The organism is Paraburkholderia phymatum STM815 (assembly GCF_000020045.1).
Lineage (GTDB): Bacteria > Pseudomonadota > Gammaproteobacteria > Burkholderiales > Burkholderiaceae > Paraburkholderia > Paraburkholderia phymatum.
This window is the reverse complement of sequence record NC_010622.1, coordinates 2,680,817-2,698,274: the sequence shown is the minus strand read 5'-3', so window position 1 is coordinate 2,698,274 and position 17,458 is coordinate 2,680,817. Positions and strand designations below refer to the sequence as shown.

Here is a 17,458-nt window from a genome sequence, read left to right as displayed (position 1 = left end):
GCGGCGGCGGGTCTTTCAGATATCGCCATTCGTGGCTCATCGACGGAAAGCCTGCCATGTCCAACGACGCGAAACACACGGGCGCATCATCCCCTCAGCCCGCAAGCTGCAAGATCGGCGCGGGGCCGCATGCAGCGGGCGGCCCTGCGGGCAAGCGGCCCGCGCCGCCGTGCACGCTCGTCATTTTCGGCGCGGGCGGCGATCTCACCAGACGGCTGTTGACGCCGTCACTCTATAACCTGAGCGTCGACGGCCTGCTCGACGACGGCATGCGTATCATCGGCGTCAATCATGGCGAGCGCGAAACGAAAGCGTGGATCGACGATCTCGGCCAGTCGTTGAAGCAATTTGCCGCCGACAAGGCCAGCGAATCTCATGGGGGCAGGGTCGACGAGAAGGCGTGGAAGTGGCTGTCGTCGCGCATGACATACATGGCGGGCGAATTCGAAGCCGACGATGTCTTCGACAGGCTCAAAGAACGCATCGATCAAAGCTCGCATGGCAATGCGATCTTCTATCTGGCCGTCGGCGCGCGCTTCTTCAAGCCGATCGTCGAGCGGCTCGGCAGGCATGGCCTGCTGAAAGAAGACGCACAACGGAAGGGGTGCTTCCGGCGTCTCGTGATCGAGAAGCCGTTCGGCACGGACCTCGCGTCGGCGCGCGATCTGAATGCACACATTCTGCGCTTCGCAGCCGAATCGCAGGTATATCGCATCGACCACTTTCTCGGCAAGGACACGGTGCAAAGCGTTCTGGCCGTGCGCTTCGCGAATGCGATGTTCGAGCCGGTGTGGCGGCGCGAGTACATCGACAACGTGCAGATCACGGCGTCCGAAACGCTCGGCGTGGAAGGGCGCGGCAAGTTCTACGAGCAGACAGGTGCGTTTCGCGACATGGTGCCGAACCATCTATTCCAGCTGCTGGCGATGGTCGCGCTGGAGCCGCCCAATTCGTTCGATGCCGAAGCGGTGCGCAACAAGAAGGCCGAACTGTTCGATGCGATCGAGCCGCTCAAGCCATCGGACGTCGTATTCGGCCAATACGAAACGGGCGATGCGGGAGTAGGCTATCGCGACGAACCCGATGTCGCGCAAGACAGCACGACGGAGACCTATGCGGCGGCGCGCGTATTCATCGACAACTGGCGTTGGGCGGGCGTGCCGTTTTATCTGCGCACGGGCAAACGTATGGCTGCACGGCGCACGGAAATCGCCGTCCAGCTGAAGCGTGTGCCGTTCCTGCTGTTTCGCGGCACACCTGTCGAAGCGCTGACGCCGAACATCTTCACGCTGCGTATCGATCCCGCCCACGGCACGCGCTTCGACTTCAACGTGAAAGTACCAGGACCGGCAATGCAGATAGGCGCGGTGCGCTCGGCCTTCAACTACAACGACTTCTTCGCCGAACGCGCCAACGTCGGCTATGAAACGCTGTTGTACGACTGCATGCTCGGCGACGTGACGCTTTTCCAGCGGGCCGACAGCATCGAGTCGGGGTGGTGTGCGGTTGACCGCGTACTGCATCCAGAAGGGGGCGCGCTGCCCGTTTACGGCTATCCGGCGGGCGGCAACGGGCCGGTGCAGGCCGACGAACTGCTCGCGCGCGACGGCCGCGCATGGCGCCCGTTGCAGGACGCGGAGTAGACCAGCAGATCTGTCAACAAAGACCAAAGGAGGGGACGACTTGGCCAGGACTAAAGAATCGTTGCGACGCACAGCCGCCAGCAGCGACGAAAAGATACTCGCGATCGACATTGGCGGGACGGGCCTGAAGGCCGCCGTGATCGACGCGGGCGGCGAGATGAAAAGCGAGCGTGCGCGCGTGGCGACACCGCATCCGTGCACGCCGGAGCAACTGGTCGATACGCTCGCGAAGCTCGTGCAGCCGCTTATCGACGCGCATCGTCCGACGCTGATGTCGATCGGCTTTCCGGGCGTCGTGCGGGACAACCGAGTGCTGACTGCACCTAATATCGGCGATCCGGGCTGGCGCGGCTTTGCGCTTGCGGACCAGCTTGCCGCGCGTGTCGGCGGCTTGCCCGTGCGCATGATCAACGATGCCGAGATGCAGGGCTTCGCCGCGATCGAAGGACGCGGCCTCGAATTCGTGCTGACGCTAGGAACCGGCGCGGGTACGGCGCTCTTTCGCGACGGCGAACTGATGCCGCACCTCGAACTCGCGCATCATCCCGTCAGCAAGGGACGCACGTATGACGAGTACATCGGCAATGCGGCGCGCGAGAAGGCGGGCAACAAGCGCTGGAACCGGCGCGTCGAGAAGGTGATCGGCATCCTGGCTTCGCTCGTCAATTACGACAAGCTGTGGATCGGCGGCGGCAATGCCGGGCGCCTGACATTCGAGTTGCCTTCCGATGCGGCCATCGTGTCGAATGCGGCGGGCATTGAAGGCGGCGCGAAACTGTGGCATCCGAAATCGGTGCGCGAGACGCGGCAGTTGCCTGAAGCGAACCGGAACGCGGGGCCGTTCGCGAAATGACGCGAGCGATGCAGGCCACCCGTGCTGAATCAATCGGCATGCCCGTACGTTTGTTCCGACGCAGCCGCCCATGCGCAGCTGCGTCGCTTTCGACGGAGCCGCACGATGAAAACTCTTCCGTACTACGTCCGGCTCGCAGCGCGTGGGTTCGCTGGCGCGTGCCTGTCATGGCACCGTGCTGCGCGATGGGCGCTAGCGCAGCACGGCGCCCCGCGTTCTGTGAGGAAATCGAATTGGTGAGAATGCGGTACGCGAGAAATCAATAACTTGATTACCAGCTCGATGATCGCGGCGTGAAGCCATGACACGAATTGGCGAGACCGGCAGGCCGAATGGTGAGACTGCCGGGATGGGGAGCGGCTAAGTTCGGCCGTGAAGCTCAGTTCGGCCATATACGGCCGGTCGAGGTCGTCGTTCAGTTTGGCTGACGGAAGCCTCGTCCGCTCTCGCTCAATGGCCGTTGTTCGGTAAGCTAATTGCCGCCGGCACAGCCTCGAGCCGGCCATGAAGCGACGTTCACATGCGCCATCGGCTGGACGCCCATGTGGTGGAGCTGCTCCGTAACCGGCCATCCGATTCTCAACTGCAAATGCTCCTTTGGGCGAGGTGCTGTCGCAAAGGAGCGCAGTCGCAACATCCGCCGCCTGCGACGTTGGCCTCGGTCCATCGTGCGACACGCACGCTGGTGCGCCAGCAACTCGAGATTCTCGCAACCGAAATCCTTTAGGTGGCCGCCGACGGCGCGACGTCGGTGTACACCACGACCAGTGATGCCGCTATCGTCTCGGCAATCAACACGATCAACTAACGAGTGTTGCCGCCAATGCACCCCGTGCTTTCGTCTCTGCAAGTTGTCGCGCACGCAGCGGGCCACGAAGACCCATCGATGGTCCAGGATTCGTGCGCCTTCGCTGTACTCGCTCCACCACGTTTTAGGTGCAAACGGGCGAAGGAGGACGGAACAACGATGATCCTTCTGGCACTTATGCCCGTGTGATCAACGGACACGCCCGGTCGACCGCCGCCAGACCACAGCCGCCGTTGACTTAAGTCAATCGACCCCGGACGTTGGGTGTTTGAATGGCAGTACATCGCCTCGGAGGCGCAGCAACGAAGCATCGCGGGGCATGAAAGCCGGTGCTAAGGTTGGCGGACTTTGCGCTCTGCACGCGGCATCAGGGACCCGACGCCAGCGTCGCACTCCCTGGTGCGTTTTGGCTTTTCCCGGAGACCAGTCATGCGCGACCAGCCGTTGCCGCACCGCAGCTTCTCCCTCCCCATTCTCGACTGGGTTCGCCACTATGAGAAGTCGTGGGTCAAGCCCGACATCATTGCGGGCGTCACGGCTGCCGCTGTCGTGTTGCCGAAGGCGATGGCTTACGCCACTGTTGCAGGGCTTCCCGTGCAGGTGGGTCTCTACACAGCCTTCGTGCCCATGGTGGTCTATGCGCTGCTCGGCACGTCAAGGCCACTCAGCGTCAGCACGAGTGCAACTCTAGCCATTCTAACGGCAGCCGCACTCGGGCAGGTCGCTCCGGGAGGCGGCGCGGCTCAACTGGCCATTGCAACTGCGACCCTCACGGTACTGGTCGGTGGCATCCTCATTCTGGCCGCGCTGCTCAGATTTGGTTTCGTCGCAAATTTCATTTCAGAGCCGGTGCTAACGGGCTTCAAGGGAGGCATTGCAATCGTCATTGTCCTAGACCAGTTGCCCAAGCTGATCGGTCTCCATGTTGTGAAGGGTTCCTTCTTTCATAACGTGTATGCGTTAGTCACCGGGCTTCCACACCTTTCGACGGCGACCGTCGCTGTCGGACTTGTGACGATTGCGGTGCTGGTCGCGCTTGAACACTTCTATCCAAAGTCACCGGCCCCGCTCATCGCGGTGGCGCTGGGGATTGCCGGTGTCGGCCTCTTAGGGCTGGGAAAGTATGGAGTCTCGGTCGTCGGCCACATTCCGACGGGGCTGCCGTCGCTCGTGATGCCGGACCTCGCGCTCGTCGAGGCGCTCTGGCCGGCGGCGGCAGGTATCGCGCTGATGAGCTTCACCGAAACGATCGCCTCGGGGCGCGCGTTCGCCCAGAGCGGTGAACCCGTTCCGCAGCCGAACCGTGAACTGCTGGCGACGGGGCTCGGCAACGCAGCAGGCGCGCTGCTGGGCGCCATGCCCGCAGGCGGCGGCACGACCCAGACGGCGGTCAACCGGCTGGTGGGCGCGCATTCGCAGCTGGCGGAATTGGTGACGGCCGCCGTCACCCTCGCCACGATGGTCCTGCTCGCGCCGCTGATCGGCCTCATGCCGCATGCGACGCTCGCCGGGGTCGTGATCGTCTATTCTGTAGGCCTTTTCAAGCCAGCGGACTTCCGGGCGATTCTCTCCGTCAGGCGCACTGAGTTCGTCTGGGCCGTCGTGGCGCTCGCCGGCGTCGTGCTGCTCGGTACGTTACAAGGCATTCTGATTGCCATCCTCGTTTCGCTGGTGGCGCTAGCGCACCAAGTGTCCGATCCTCCGATTTACGTCCTGCGTCGCAAGCGCGGCACGAACGTGTTCCGTCCCGTATCCGCCCAGCACCCCGACGATGAGGAATTCCCCGGGCTCCTGCTTTTACGGCCCGAGGGGCGGATCTTTTTCGTTAATGCTTCCAACCTTGGTCATAAGATCGCGCCGCTGGTCGAAAGGGCTCGGCCTCAAGTGGTCGCGCTGGATATGCGGGCGGTATTCGATCTCGAATATACCGCGCTGAAGATGTGGACCGAGGCTGAAAAGAAATTCCGCGAGCACGGGATTGCCGTATGGCTCGTTGGCTTGAACCCAGATGTGTTCGCCGTCGTGGAGAAGGCGCCACTCGGAAAGGCGCTTGGACACGAGCGGATGTTTCTCAATCTCGAGCAGGCGCTTGCTGCATGGCATGCCTTGCAAGACAAGCAGAACGCGTCGCCGGGCCTCGTGCGGTGAGCAGGGTGGCGCCGCGCGATGAGCCAGCGGTGGATTTGACGGCACCCGCTACTTGACGGGCAGGTGCCAGTTGTCGCGAGCGGTTCAACTCGGGGTAAGGTTATGGACAAGGTCGTTTCACACAAGGTCACTCACCTTAAACAGGCAAGCGCAGCCTATCGCACGCCCGATGAGAGAGCGGCGGTAGGGCGGGCCATCCGAACTAAGGTGCCACGTTCATCGCAGGCCGGCTGGATACCGCCGAAGAATCGGCGCGACCCCATCGAGCTTTTAAACGAATCTAATAAAGGCCGCATTCCGAGCTTGGTTCCAATCCGCTTCGGCCGAATGTCGGAGTCACCATTCGCGTTCTATCGTGGCGCGGCTGTCGTGATGGCGGCTGACCTGGCCTCGACCCCGACGAGCGGGTTGAGGGTGCAGGCTTGTGGGGACGCTCACCTGATGAATTTCGGCGGCTTCGCAACACCAGAACGCAACGTGATTTTCGACATCAACGATCTGGACGAAACTCTCCCCGCGCCGTTTGAGTGGGATCTCAAGCGGCTCGCAGCCAGTGTAGTGATTGCGGCACAGCATCTCGCTCTGCCCGGAAGTGACGCCGCGCGCGTGGCCACAGATCTCGTCCGTGAATACCGGGAGCGCATGCACGACTACGCGGAGATGCGCGTGCTCGATGTCTGGTACGACAGGATCGATCTGAAAAAATACGAAGACCGTTCGGGCGATCCGGCTGTCGTCGCCGAGATTCGCAAGCGGATTTCCGAGCGTATCGAGGTGGAACAGCGCAAGCAGGTGCCCGAGTACATGTATCCGAAGCTTGTTTCGCAGGAGGGGGCACAACCCAGAATCAAGGATGAGCCACCACTTATTGTCCACCCGACCGAAGAAACCGTGCCCGGCCTTAAAACGGACTACACCGAAGCTATCGTCTCATACCGCGAAAGCCTGGCCGAACATGTCCGCGTCCTGTTTGATAGATTCCACCTAGTCGATCTGGCCCAGAAAGTCGTCGGCGTAGGCAGCGTCGGGACGCTGTGTGGCGTCGGCTTGTTCATGGCTGCGGACAATGACCCTCTCTTCCTGCAGGTAAAGGAAGCGCGAGCGTCGGTGCTCGAGCCCTACGCGGGCAAGAGCCTGCATTCGAATCACGGCCAGCGGGTGATCGCAGGCCAGCGCCTGATGCAGGCCGCGAGCGACGTGTTTCTTGGCTGGACCCGCGGAAAGAACGGGCGCGACTTCTTTGTTCGTCAGCTGCGCGACATGAAGATGTCTGCCATTATCGAGGATTGGGATACGGGGGTGCTGCGCCAGTATGGGCGCATGTGTGCGCACGCACTTGCCCGGGCACACGCCCGCTCGGGCGATGCCGCAATGATGGCCGCGTATATGGGGTCCGGCCAAACTTTCGATGACGCGATCACTGAGTTCGCGACTGAATACAGTTCCCAGAATCGCCAGGATCATCGCGATTTCATCCAGGCCATTCGCGAAGGCCGGATTCCCGCCAAAACAGAATGAGTAGCGAGGGAGCCGTCAGCCGGTCGGTGCCCGGTCGGCGGCACCGCTTTGACGGCAGAGGACGTCGAGGCCGATCCGCGTCGGGAGGCGCATCGATGGGAACCGCAAAAGGTAGTGGCCGTCTACGGCTACCGAGTCAGTGCTTTTTCGCAGACCGACTGTGGGCCTGCTTGACGATATGTGCGACTCTCGGGGGCTGCACATCCCTCGGCCCTACGACCATCGTGGCGGACCGTTTTGACTATAGCGCGGCGATCGCCGACTCATGGAAACAGCAAACGCTTCTCAACATTGTCAAATTGCGCTACATGGATCTCCCTGTATTCGTAGACGTGGCGTCTGTTGTCAGCGGCTACTCACTGCAAACAGGCGTAACGTTGAACGGCACTGTCTCGACCGAGCGGGCAGTGCAAGGGAATTTCCTTGGGGCCGCCGTGCAGGGCGTTTATACCGACCGCCCCACCATCACCTATACGCCGACCACCGGACAAAATTTCGTGCATGGATTGATGGAGCCCATTGATCCCAAGAACATCTTTTTCATGCTTCAAAGTGGCTATGCTGCGGATCTCCTGCTTGGCATGGCGGTGGAATCGCTTAATGGCGTGCGCAACCGCTCGACGGCAGCCGGGTTGATGCGCGAGGCTGACCCGGAATTCTTGCGGGCAATTGCGCTGATGCGCGAGGTTCAGGCCGCTGGTGCGTTCACGATGCGTGTGGAAGAGGACAAGGTTAAAGGCCCCACGGCTGTGATTCTCTTGAGGCACGACGGCATACCTTCCGACGTTCTGGACAAGATGACTGAGATTCGGCGATTGTTAAGGATGCCGCCAACTCCTCAGCGGTTCACTCTCGTTTATTCGCCCGTGCACGGTGCCGATGACGAACTCACCGTCAACAGCCGCTCCATGCTGCAGATCATGGGCGCCTTTTCCAGCTATATGGACGTGCCGGAGGAGCACTTGAGGGACCATAGTGCCCTGCCTGCCGTCGCGCAATCCAACGGCGAAGCGCCAGGACCAATGCTTCACATCTACAGTGGACGGGACAGGCCAGGCGATGCATATGTGTCCGTGCGCTATCGCGGTTACTGGTTCTGGATTGAGCAAGGTGATCTGCGAACCAAGCGGGCTCTCAACGCCGTCATGCTGTTCTTCACACTTGCCAATACGGGCAGCAAGGAGCCGCTGCCGTTGATCACGATCCCTGCACAGTAGCAAGCCGCCGGTACGAGCGTCGATGCCTGGATTGCAGCGGCCCTTGTTGCCGACCTCGCGAGCGTCAAAGCCAGACTGCGTTCGGTACCCGGCAGCCAGATGCCGAGACCGCAATCGCCAACTTCGGCAGCAAGCACATCAAGAGCATGCCGACGCTGCCCCTGCCTGCGTAACCGGGAATCGTGCTCTCACAACGGCCACGTTGACTAACCTAGTATTGCGCGGCGATTGCCTGGAGGATGGCAACGAATTCGTTCATCGCCTGCGAAGCGGCTTCGTCTTTCCGTGTAATGACACTGTAGTTCGACAATGTCCGCCGTATCGGCACGTCCAGATAGCCTAGAAGGCCATGCGTGACGTACTTGTCCATCGCCGCTCTCGGTTGAAGGGACATCATGTCGGTTGCCTGCAGCAACTCTAACGTCGTAAAAATCGATGGCGTTTCCACGATGCCCATCGGCGCAACCATGCCAGCCGCCGCGAACGTTTCTTCGAACAGTTGCCGCATGGCGGTGCCTTGCGGATACAAGATCCACGGCCACTCGCCCAGGTCGGCGATCTCTATGCGTCGTTGCTTCAGCAACGGATGATGCTTCCCGACGACCGCAAGCGCCGGCTCCGCCAATAAATCGATCACATCGAAAAGCGCCTCGTGTCGTGGCTCGGTCGGGCGCCCAATCATCACATCGAGCTGCCTTGCCTCAAGCCACGTCGCGAGCTGATCACTGCTTTGCTCGACCAGTTTGATGATGAGTCTCGGGCGCCGGCGCTGGATCTCCTTGATAGCCGCGGTGACGAGTTGCGCGGCGGAAGCCGGAATGAAGCCGACCGTGAGATGACCATAGCCGCCATCTTTCAATGTCGCGAACTCGCTCGAAAACTTGCCCAGATTGGACAGTGTCGTGCTGGCGTAGCGCAGCGACAGCGTACCGAGATCCGTCGGCCGCATTTCGCGCGGCAGCCGTTCGAACAGCGGCGCGCCTAACATCGCCTCCAGATCGCTCAGGATCTTCGTGGCGGCCGGCTGAGTGATGTGCATCTGCTCAGCCGCGATACGAAGGTTGCGGGTACGACCGAGCAGTTCAAGCAACTGGAGATGTCTGAAACGCAGCTTGGTCAGCACTTGCGTGATGGAGAGGCTGGGATCTTGCGACATAGGGTAAACACGAGCCGATTTATAACCAGACGGAATTGATTTTACTCAATTCGCAATTGGACGGTTATCGCAAGCTCGAACGACAATTCAAAGCGCGTCGGGCATTGCCGGTCCGACTTTCTTCGAACAATCTTCCTCACTGACGCCCACCCATGAAGACACAAATCCGATACTCCGCCGATGAACTGCAAGTCTTCGCACAGCGTCTACTGGTCAGGGTTGGAATGGAGGAGGTCAAAGCGCTCGCAATCGCTCGCACGCTCGTCGACGGCGACCTGATGGGTCACGACACGCACGGCCTCGCGTTGCTGCCCGCCTATATCGGTGAGATCGAAAACGGCGCGATGACCTGCTCCGGCGAGCCGGAGGTCGTATCAGACCGGGGCGGCAGCGTGTTGTGGGATGGGCGGCGTCTTCCTGGCCCCTGGCTGGTTCTCAGCGGGATCGAAACACTGGCACCGCGTGCGAAGAAGTACGGCACGGCGACATTGGTGATTCGGCGCAACCACCACATCGCCTGCCTTGCCAGTTATCTCGAAAGAGCCACTGCGGACGGATTGATGATCTTGCTCAGCAGTTCCGACCCGGCGGGGCAAAGCGTGGCCCCTCACGGCGGCACGCGGTCCGTATTTACACCGAATCCGATCGCGGCGGGCATTCCGACCTCGGGCACACCGTTTTTGATCGATATCTCTTCATCAATGGTGACGCAGGGGCTGACCGCGCGCCGACACAAAGCGGGACAACACTTCGACGAAGCATGCTTCCTCGATGCGGACGGGCAGCCCAGCGGCGATCCCGGTGTGCTCTGCACGGATCCCCCGGGATCCATCCTGCCGATCGGGGGCATGACGGGGGGACATAAAGGCTTCGGGCTGGCGTTGCTGATCGAGGCGTTGACGGGGGGGCTGGCAGGCCACGGCCGGGCCGATCCTCCCGATGGATGGGGCGCTACAGTGTTTCTTTCGCTCTACGATCCGGCGGCTTTTGGCGGTCTCGCGGCGTTCGTGCGGCAGATGGACTGGCTCGGCGACGCATGCCGCGATAATCCGCCGCGCCCAGGAACCGCGGGCGTGCGGATGCCGGGCGATCGCGGACTGAACCTCAAGCGCGAGCAACTGCGCGATGGAGTCGCTCTGCACTCGACAATCGCGCCGGCACTTGAAGCCTGCGCGCGGCGCTATGACATCCCGCTGCCTTCCGCACTACCCGGCTGACAGCAGGCGCGAGAGCCCAGACTCTCGCCGAGGCAGCATTGTTTTGCTGTTACACGTCGCGAGTGAGCGCGACCGGCGGAATCGGGCCGCGCACGAGCAACCAGTAGCCGATCACCGCGACGGCGGCAACGGCCGCTCCGACGAACAGCGCGGGCGCGAACGAGTGGGTCTGCTGCACGATGAAGCCCGTGACCACCGGTGCCAGCGCGCCGCCGAAGTAGCCGCCGAAATTCTGCATGGCGCCGATGGAAGCGGTGCAATTGGCGGGCGCGGCAACGGACGCGGTCGCCCAGGCCGCACTGCTCGAGACATACAGCAGCAACATCGAGATCGAAATGAAGACGACCGCCAGCGTCACATTGTGCGTGAGGCCGGTCAGTACCGTGAACACGGCGACCCCGAAAAGCGAAGCCGCCATCGGATACTTCCGGCTGTTGATCGCCGACACGCCTCGCCGTGCGAGCACGTCGCAAATCTTTCCGCCAGAGAGACTGCCCACCACGCCAAAGAGATAGGGAACCGCGGCCACCCATCCCGACTTCGCAATAGTCAGGTGAAGTTCCATTTGCAGGTAAGACGGCAACCACGCGTTGTAAAGCCACAAGACGTAGATCGTGCCGAAGAATCCGAGCAGCATGCCCCACGTAGTGCTGAACTCGAACAGACGGCGCCACTCGCGCCATGTCGGACGGCTCTGCGCCTCCCCATCGACGTCGGACAGATACGCGCGCTCCCGTTGCGTCAACTCGACCTGACGCGGGTCGCGATGCATGATAAAAAAGCCGAGCGCCACGAGGAGGCCGGCGATTCCCATGACGCCGAACATCCATCGCCATCCCACAGTCAACATTAAGACCGTCAGCAAAGGCGCTGATATTGCAGTACCAAGCGTCGACGAACTGTTCCAGATGCCGGTGGCGGCGCCGCGCTCTTTTTTGCCGAACCAATCGCGAACGACTTTGGCGGCCGTCGGAAACTGCGGCGCCTCGCCTATTCCCAGCACCATGCGAGCAGCGAAGAACTGGCTGAAGTTGCTCACCACACCGCCGAACGCCTGGGCCACCGACCACGTCGCGAGGCTGACGGACAGCATGACGCGCGCGCCGAAGCGATCGACCAACGCGCCCGCGGGCAGTTGCGCGAATGCGTAAGCCCATAGAAACGCCGACAGCAACAGGCCCATTTCCGCGACGGAGAGTCCGAGATCGTGCCGGATCAGCGGATTCGCGATAGACAACGTCGCGCGGTCGATGTAATTGATGACCCCGCTCAGGAGAAGCAGAGCAAGCGCGGTCCGCTGAATTCGCCGCACCCGTGGGGAAGCCCGGTCGTTGGAAGCGATGTTCTGAGCGGCACTGCTGCCCGACTCCGGCACACGCGGCACCGTAGAGGATTGCTCCATGGGTAAGTCTCCTGAATATTTTGTTCTATCGGCGAGGGCCAGTTTCCGATGCAAACGTGCGCATTACAGCATCGGATTGAGCGACGATATGCCCGTGTCCGTTGGAAATCCAATCAATATTCCTCGCAAAGCAATTCCATTTGTTTATGGCGAGGTAGGGGCTAACCCGAGCGAAACCATCGACGGACGGATGAGATCGAAACCAGAATCCAGGCTCTCCATGAACGCCATAAGCAACGGCACGGCTGTCAGTGCTTTAAGGCGACGATTCGGCTGGTAGGGCAAGCGATCGACAAGGAGACGGCTAGATCTCGGCAAAAAACGGAGCTATCGAGTAGCGCCAACGGCGTCACTGACTTCCCCTTCGAGAGGACAAAGGCGAGATGTGTCGACCACCTTCTCCCGGTGCGGCGGCCCTCTTTGGCGAGCAGCGGCCCAACGACCGATCTCTACCCACTTCGGTCAGACGACCATCACCGAAGCCGTCAGTCGGTCGAATGCGGGGGTTGATAGCTGGAGCCGCTCAAAGCGGCCGTTGGCGACCTCACGCAATCGGCCATGAGCGGTCAGTCGACGCGCGCCTCCGGATCGTCGACAATCAAGATTCATCATCGGAAACTGGGCGTCGACGATATATGGATTGGACATTCCGGACGCGGTGGAAAGAAGAGCTGGTCTGCTCAAGTTCGATTGGCGGGTTGATTCTCGAGATGCCGATGGGTGTCCCATCTATCTATCTGCCAACCGAAGCGGCGTGGCAAGCCTCTGCGCCTGAATGGGCGCGACCGTACTGGGACTCGATTCACACACAGCTAAAGTCGTGGTGTGCGCTCCACAGCTTTCCCCTCGTCGTGGACAGTACGGCAAGCGTGTTCAACGAGTAGCGCTGGGATTGACGATCGGCCATGAACACCACAAACCTTCTAAGCAAGATCGATCAGGCGCTAACAGGCATCGAACTCAACTCTAGCGGCGCATCGGCGAACATTGAAAGCATCCATCGTCAACTGACGTGGTGCCGCGCTCAGCTGACCGGGCAGCCATCCGAGCACAAACAGGGACCGCTAACGATGGGGCTGATCGCAACACGAGAATTTGATATGTGGGGCGACAATCCGGAGCTTGCCAGCTTGATCAACGAGATCCAGCGCGCTTTCGGATGAGTTGACTTGTTGCTTTGGGAAGTAGCGAAAGGCAGGGTCGACACCCATCGCCCGCGTTTCCGTCGGGTGTCGAAGCGGTGTTGTCGGGCGGCGTGCGGCCAATTTCAGCCGTTCGACATCATCTCCTAAATCGCTGGCAATCAAGGTTGGGAAACTGGCGGCAGCCTAGCCGCCTCATTTTGACGGGGTATGCCGATGAGTCGTGACGAAATGAATCGCGCATTGAAAGCGCGTTTTGTTCCAGCGCTTCGCCAACTAGGGTTCAAAGGTGCTTTGCCTCATTTTCGACGCCTTCGAGATGATCGAGTCGATTTGTTGACAGTGCAGTTCGATCGCCACGGAGGAGGATTCGTTGTGGAACTGTCTCAATGCGGCGCGGAGGGTATCACCACCCACTGGGGCAAATTCATTTCCGCGAACACGGTTACGGCGCACGATTTACACCCAAGTCAACGTCATAGACTCGGGTCGCCTGGACCGAATATCGACCATTGGTTCAGATTCGACGACGGCACTCTGCCGAGGGCAGTCGCCGACTCGCTATGCACTCACATCGACGAAGCCGAGCGTTGGTGGGCTAGCCATTAACCTAGCCCTAGCGGCGGCCACGACTGTTCGGTCGCATGCTAGCGGGTACCGGGAGGGCGACCCTCGGCCATAAGCGGTCGGTCGCCGTAGCTATGGGTATGGTCAAGGCTGGCGTGACGAAGACTTCGCTCACGCACGGGGGGCGGCGCCGCTCGGCGCGTTGTAGTATCACTGCCTAACAACAATCGGGGATGCCATGAACCTACGGCAAGTTGAATGCAGCGTTGTGCTGTGTCTATCAGCAGCCCTCGCATCTGGCCCATGCGTGGCGGCCATAACGGAATTCCAGCCGCACGTTGAGGCCCCGCAAAACAGGTTCATTGACAAGCCCGAAATCAACCCTTCTCCTCAGCACGTTCTCGTCGTTCGCGGCCGAAAACCTGCCGACCTGGAGATATGGTTCGGAGTCGTGTACGGGACGACAAATCGGAAGTGCGAGTCGCAAACAATGGTCGGTCGCATCTTTGGCGCACCAGAAGTCGAGCAGGCCATTGTTGACTGGGTGCGAGTGCCGAAGGAGGATCGAGACTTTTCGGTCCGCTTCTTTCTTGATCGATACGAACCGGGCAAGTGCCTATGGCAGCCCTTCGGAACCTACATTGCCACGTTCGCCCCAAGTGATAGGCAAGGTCCCGGCGGATATAGCGGTTTTACACTTCTCCGTGAGAATGGCCGAAACGAAGTAACCATTGACCTGACCTGCGAACGAAAATTCGACGGAGTGTCTGGAGATAAATATCTCTTGTGCGTGCGACGCCGTCGGACGCCCCTGAATAGCGACATCAACGACACCATCTCGACGGATGGCGGAATCATCAACTTGGATGTTGACCTCGCACCATGAGTTGAAGCTTGGTAAGTGCAACCAGCATCTGTCTGTTTCAGATTGATCCCAGAGTCCGCTTCGGGTCGGCTGCAGAAGTTGGGGAGCGGCTCCGCGCCGCTCGGTCATCGGTGAGCTTCGAACCGCCGGGATCGGCCATGAGCGGTCACTCGACGTGAACTTCTGAACCGTTGACAAGCCCTATCATTGACATTTGCGACAGGCGCACTTGGAAGAGCACGATCGAGGATTCCCGGTTTGTCGAGCGCCATAAAGAAGGACCAGAATTGAGGCTGCGGACCCTATTTGTCACAACGGCATCGATCGCTTGCTGCGGATGCTTGCATTCACCACCGAGCTATCCGGGCGCAGGTGGCAAGAACCTCGAACCTGCGTCCTACGCATCAAGTTTATGTCCAGATCTCAGCGGAAGATATGAGGGACGTGGATTGCTGGTGGACGGCGATACCGTTACCCGGCAGGCACAGCAGAGCCTGCGTATCGACTATGCATTTCCTTTCAAGGATGCCCTTGAGGCTGGTGAGCTTCAGGCAGCGGAAACGGGTAGATACCCTCAGTCCGGAGCAATCAACTGGAGCGACCGGAGGGCGACTGTGACGCTTGCCTTTGCTAGCGGACAGCCTGTCGAGTACATCTCTTCGATGGAGGACAAAGATCGATTCGTGTGCACGGGTCGAAACGGAAAGATTGTATGGGGTGGCGGCAGTGGAACGGGGCGCTCGGAGTTCGGCCCGAACAGTACAGACTCATCGGCTGCGCTTTACCTCGACGAGCATGGCGACCTGATGGTTGAGGACCACATGCAAGTTCACATGAGTATGCTGTTCAGTGCAATCCCGACGGGAACAGCAAAGCATTACTCGATCTATAGATTTAAACGCATATCGGACTGACCGGCGCAATTTGCGGATACTGCTCCAACTGATTGTCAGATGGACACGCCGAGAATTTCTTGTGTTCATTTGTCTCGTGAAATGTCTGCTCTGGAGCAGATCGAAAGTCCGCTCCGGGTCGAAGATTGACCACTCCACCAAGCGCAGAATCGATCTCCCTTCGTTGAAGAGGAGATTGTCATGGAACCGCTTAATTCTTCCGGCGCTCGTCGGGTGCCGTGGAACAAGGGGAGGCTAACCGGCCAGAAGCCTCCGCTGAAGCTTCGAGAAATCTGGGCAATTCGAACGAGGCTGCAGATGTCGTCCAACGCTCGCGAGTTGGCGATGTTCAACCTTGCGATCGACAGTAAGCTTCGAGCGTGCGATTTAACGCGCCTGCAAGTGCAGGACGTCTACATGGGAGGTCATGTGGTAGCTCGCGCGACTTTCATGCAGCAGAAAACGCGTCGACCAGTGCAGTTCGAAATCACGGAGCAGACTCGTCAAAGTGTCTCTGCCTGGATTTCGGCGCGGGGATTGAAGCCTGCCGACTATTTGTTTCCAAGTCAACTGCATGCCTCAGCGCACGTGTCGACGCGCCAGTATGCGCGCATCGTTCATCGTTGGGTCGCGTCGATCGGGCTCGATGACACCGCGTACGGTACGCACACCATGCGACGAACGAAAGCGTCGTTGATCTATCGACGCACTAAGAACTTGCGCGCGGTCCAACTGCTCTTGGGCCATACAAAAATCGAAAGCACCGTGCGATATCTCGGGATCGAGGTAGACGATGCTCTCGAAATGGCTGAGCAAACCGAAGTGTGATCACCGGTGGCCGGCGAGCGTGCGCTTGTCGGCCAATTCCGGTCCCTGGCGGATCCGGGAAATGTGTCCGTTGCGAGTTCGGGACCAGCCGGTGAGGATGAGAGTGCAATCTTGAAGACGCGCCTCGCCGACGGGTGATTCAGAATGAATCGGCGCAATAGAATGCGAGAATCCCCAATTGTCCGCCCGATCCGCTAAATTATTCTCAAGATGAAACGACTCCCGCCGCTCAATTGGTTACGCGCTTTCGAATCATCGGCCCGGCACCTCAGTTTCACACATGCCGCGACCGAGCTGAGCCTTACCCAGGCGGCCGTTAGCCAGCAGGTGAAGGGACTCGAATCTCAGCTTGGAACAGCGTTGTTCAAGCGCCTGCCGCGCGGCATCGAGTTGACCGAGGCCGGGCTTGCGTATCTGCCAGTTGTCCACGAAGCGATCGAGCGACTTGCTGCTGCCACGGACGAGATCTTCGGGCAAGGACACCTGAAAATGCTGACCGTGCGCGTGAGTCTTGTGTTTTTCACGCACTGGCTCTCATGGCGGCTGCCCGATTTCCGGAAGCGGTATCCAGACGTTAATCTGCGCATCACCAGCAATATCTGGGGAGGCGACAGCAGCGTAACCGATGTCGAAGCCGATCTGGAGATCCGCTACGGCCACGGGAAATGGACTGGCCTGCGTGCGGAGCGACTGACGTGGGATACGCTGCTGCCCGTCTGCGCGCCCGGCTTGCCTTCTCCAAAAGCGCCTCTGTCTACGCCCAAGGATCTCGCGCATCACGAACTGCTCCACGTGCTCGGCTACGAAGAGGGCTGGGGATACTGGCTAAAAAAGGCTGGTGCTTCGAAGGTCGATTCGTCGAAGGGTATGCAATTCGACACGCTTATCTCCGCACTCAGGGCGGCTGAACTTGGCCAGGGCGTCGCACTCGCGCGTTCGTCGCTCGTCGAGCACATGCTGATCTCCGGACAACTGATAGCCCCACTGAAGCGTCGGCTTCCAACCAGTGAGGCGTTCTATCTCGTCTACTCCCCGCACAGCATCGTTAACCCCAATGCGGCTGCGTTCGTCGCATGGTTGAGTGCACAGGCCGCAGAAGCGCACGCAAGGTACTGACCTTCGGTCCGCCTGGCACACCCGCATTAGTTCATCGGTGCACGGCGTCCTGCCGTCCGACTCGTCTGCTTGAGCCATAAAAAAA

14 protein-coding genes are annotated in these 17,458 nt (G+C 60.2%); 12 read left to right on the top strand and 2 right to left on the bottom strand.

Translation table 11 applies throughout. The annotated features are described in order from the left end of the window. The first annotated feature begins 56 nt into the window (after positions 1-56). The 5 genes from zwf (at position 57) to BPHY_RS12165 (ending at position 8,187) form a co-directional block, all read left to right on the top strand. The gene (gene zwf, locus BPHY_RS12185) at positions 57-1,643 is read left to right on the top strand and encodes a glucose-6-phosphate dehydrogenase (RefSeq protein ID WP_012401780.1); all 1,587 of its coding nucleotides are present in this window, start codon (positions 57-59) and stop codon (positions 1,641-1,643) included. A 40-nt stretch (positions 1,644-1,683) separates the two neighbouring features. After that, complete coding sequence (locus BPHY_RS12180; protein WP_012401779.1) at positions 1,684-2,496, top strand: ROK family protein; 813 nt, start codon at positions 1,684-1,686, stop codon at positions 2,494-2,496. 1,237 nt (positions 2,497-3,733) lie between these two features. Further along, a complete protein-coding gene (locus tag BPHY_RS12175) occupies positions 3,734-5,452 on the top strand; it encodes a SulP family inorganic anion transporter (RefSeq protein ID WP_012401777.1) in 1,719 nt (572 codons plus the stop codon). Positions 5,453-5,554: 102 nt separating this feature from the next. Beyond that, complete coding sequence (locus BPHY_RS12170; protein WP_012401776.1) at positions 5,555-6,970, top strand: DUF2252 domain-containing protein; 1,416 nt, start codon at positions 5,555-5,557, stop codon at positions 6,968-6,970. A 224-nt stretch (positions 6,971-7,194) separates the two neighbouring features. After that, complete coding sequence (locus tag BPHY_RS12165) at positions 7,195-8,187, top strand: hypothetical protein (RefSeq protein ID WP_244257562.1); 993 nt, start codon at positions 7,195-7,197, stop codon at positions 8,185-8,187. 211 nt (positions 8,188-8,398) lie between these two features. On the opposite strand, the gene BPHY_RS12160 is transcribed toward BPHY_RS12165, so the two are convergent. Continuing rightward, on the bottom strand, positions 8,399-9,343 hold the full coding sequence (locus tag BPHY_RS12160; RefSeq protein WP_012401774.1) for a LysR family transcriptional regulator: 945 nt from the start codon (positions 9,341-9,343) through the stop codon (positions 8,399-8,401). Positions 9,344-9,495: 152 nt separating this feature from the next. On the opposite strand from BPHY_RS12160, the gene BPHY_RS12155 reads away from it, so the two are divergent. Beyond that, positions 9,496-10,560, top strand: a complete 1,065-nt coding sequence (locus BPHY_RS12155; RefSeq protein WP_012401773.1) for an Ldh family oxidoreductase — start codon at positions 9,496-9,498, stop codon at positions 10,558-10,560. Between the two features lie 49 nt (positions 10,561-10,609). On the opposite strand, the gene BPHY_RS12150 is transcribed toward BPHY_RS12155, so the two are convergent. Continuing rightward, positions 10,610-11,962 carry an MFS transporter gene (locus BPHY_RS12150; RefSeq protein WP_012401772.1) on the bottom strand — a complete coding sequence of 451 codons (1,353 nt, stop codon included), beginning with the start codon at positions 11,960-11,962 and terminating at the stop codon, positions 10,610-10,612. A gap of 905 nt (positions 11,963-12,867) precedes the next feature. On the opposite strand from BPHY_RS12150, the gene BPHY_RS12140 reads away from it, so the two are divergent. The 6 genes from BPHY_RS12140 (at position 12,868) to gcvA (ending at position 17,373) form a co-directional block, all read left to right on the top strand. Further along, on the top strand, positions 12,868-13,125 hold the full coding sequence (locus BPHY_RS12140) for an immunity protein Tsi6 family protein (protein ID WP_012401770.1): 258 nt from the start codon (positions 12,868-12,870) through the stop codon (positions 13,123-13,125). Positions 13,126-13,314: 189 nt separating this feature from the next. Then, on the top strand, positions 13,315-13,713 hold the full coding sequence (locus BPHY_RS39410) for a DUF4304 domain-containing protein (RefSeq protein ID WP_012401769.1): 399 nt from the start codon (positions 13,315-13,317) through the stop codon (positions 13,711-13,713). Positions 13,714-14,161: 448 nt separating this feature from the next. Beyond that, a complete protein-coding gene (locus tag BPHY_RS12135; protein ID WP_157686540.1) occupies positions 14,162-14,557 on the top strand; it encodes a hypothetical protein in 396 nt (131 codons plus the stop codon). Positions 14,558-14,991: 434 nt separating this feature from the next. After that, positions 14,992-15,450 carry a hypothetical protein gene (locus BPHY_RS12130; RefSeq protein WP_244257563.1) on the top strand — a complete coding sequence of 153 codons (459 nt, stop codon included), beginning with the start codon at positions 14,992-14,994 and terminating at the stop codon, positions 15,448-15,450. Positions 15,451-15,630: 180 nt separating this feature from the next. Further along, the gene (locus BPHY_RS12125) at positions 15,631-16,257 is read left to right on the top strand and encodes a tyrosine-type recombinase/integrase (RefSeq protein WP_012401766.1); all 627 of its coding nucleotides are present in this window, start codon (positions 15,631-15,633) and stop codon (positions 16,255-16,257) included. A 210-nt stretch (positions 16,258-16,467) separates the two neighbouring features. Next, the gene (gcvA, locus tag BPHY_RS12120; protein ID WP_012401765.1) at positions 16,468-17,373 is read left to right on the top strand and encodes a transcriptional regulator GcvA; all 906 of its coding nucleotides are present in this window, start codon (positions 16,468-16,470) and stop codon (positions 17,371-17,373) included. The last annotated feature ends 85 nt before the right edge of the window (positions 17,374-17,458 follow it).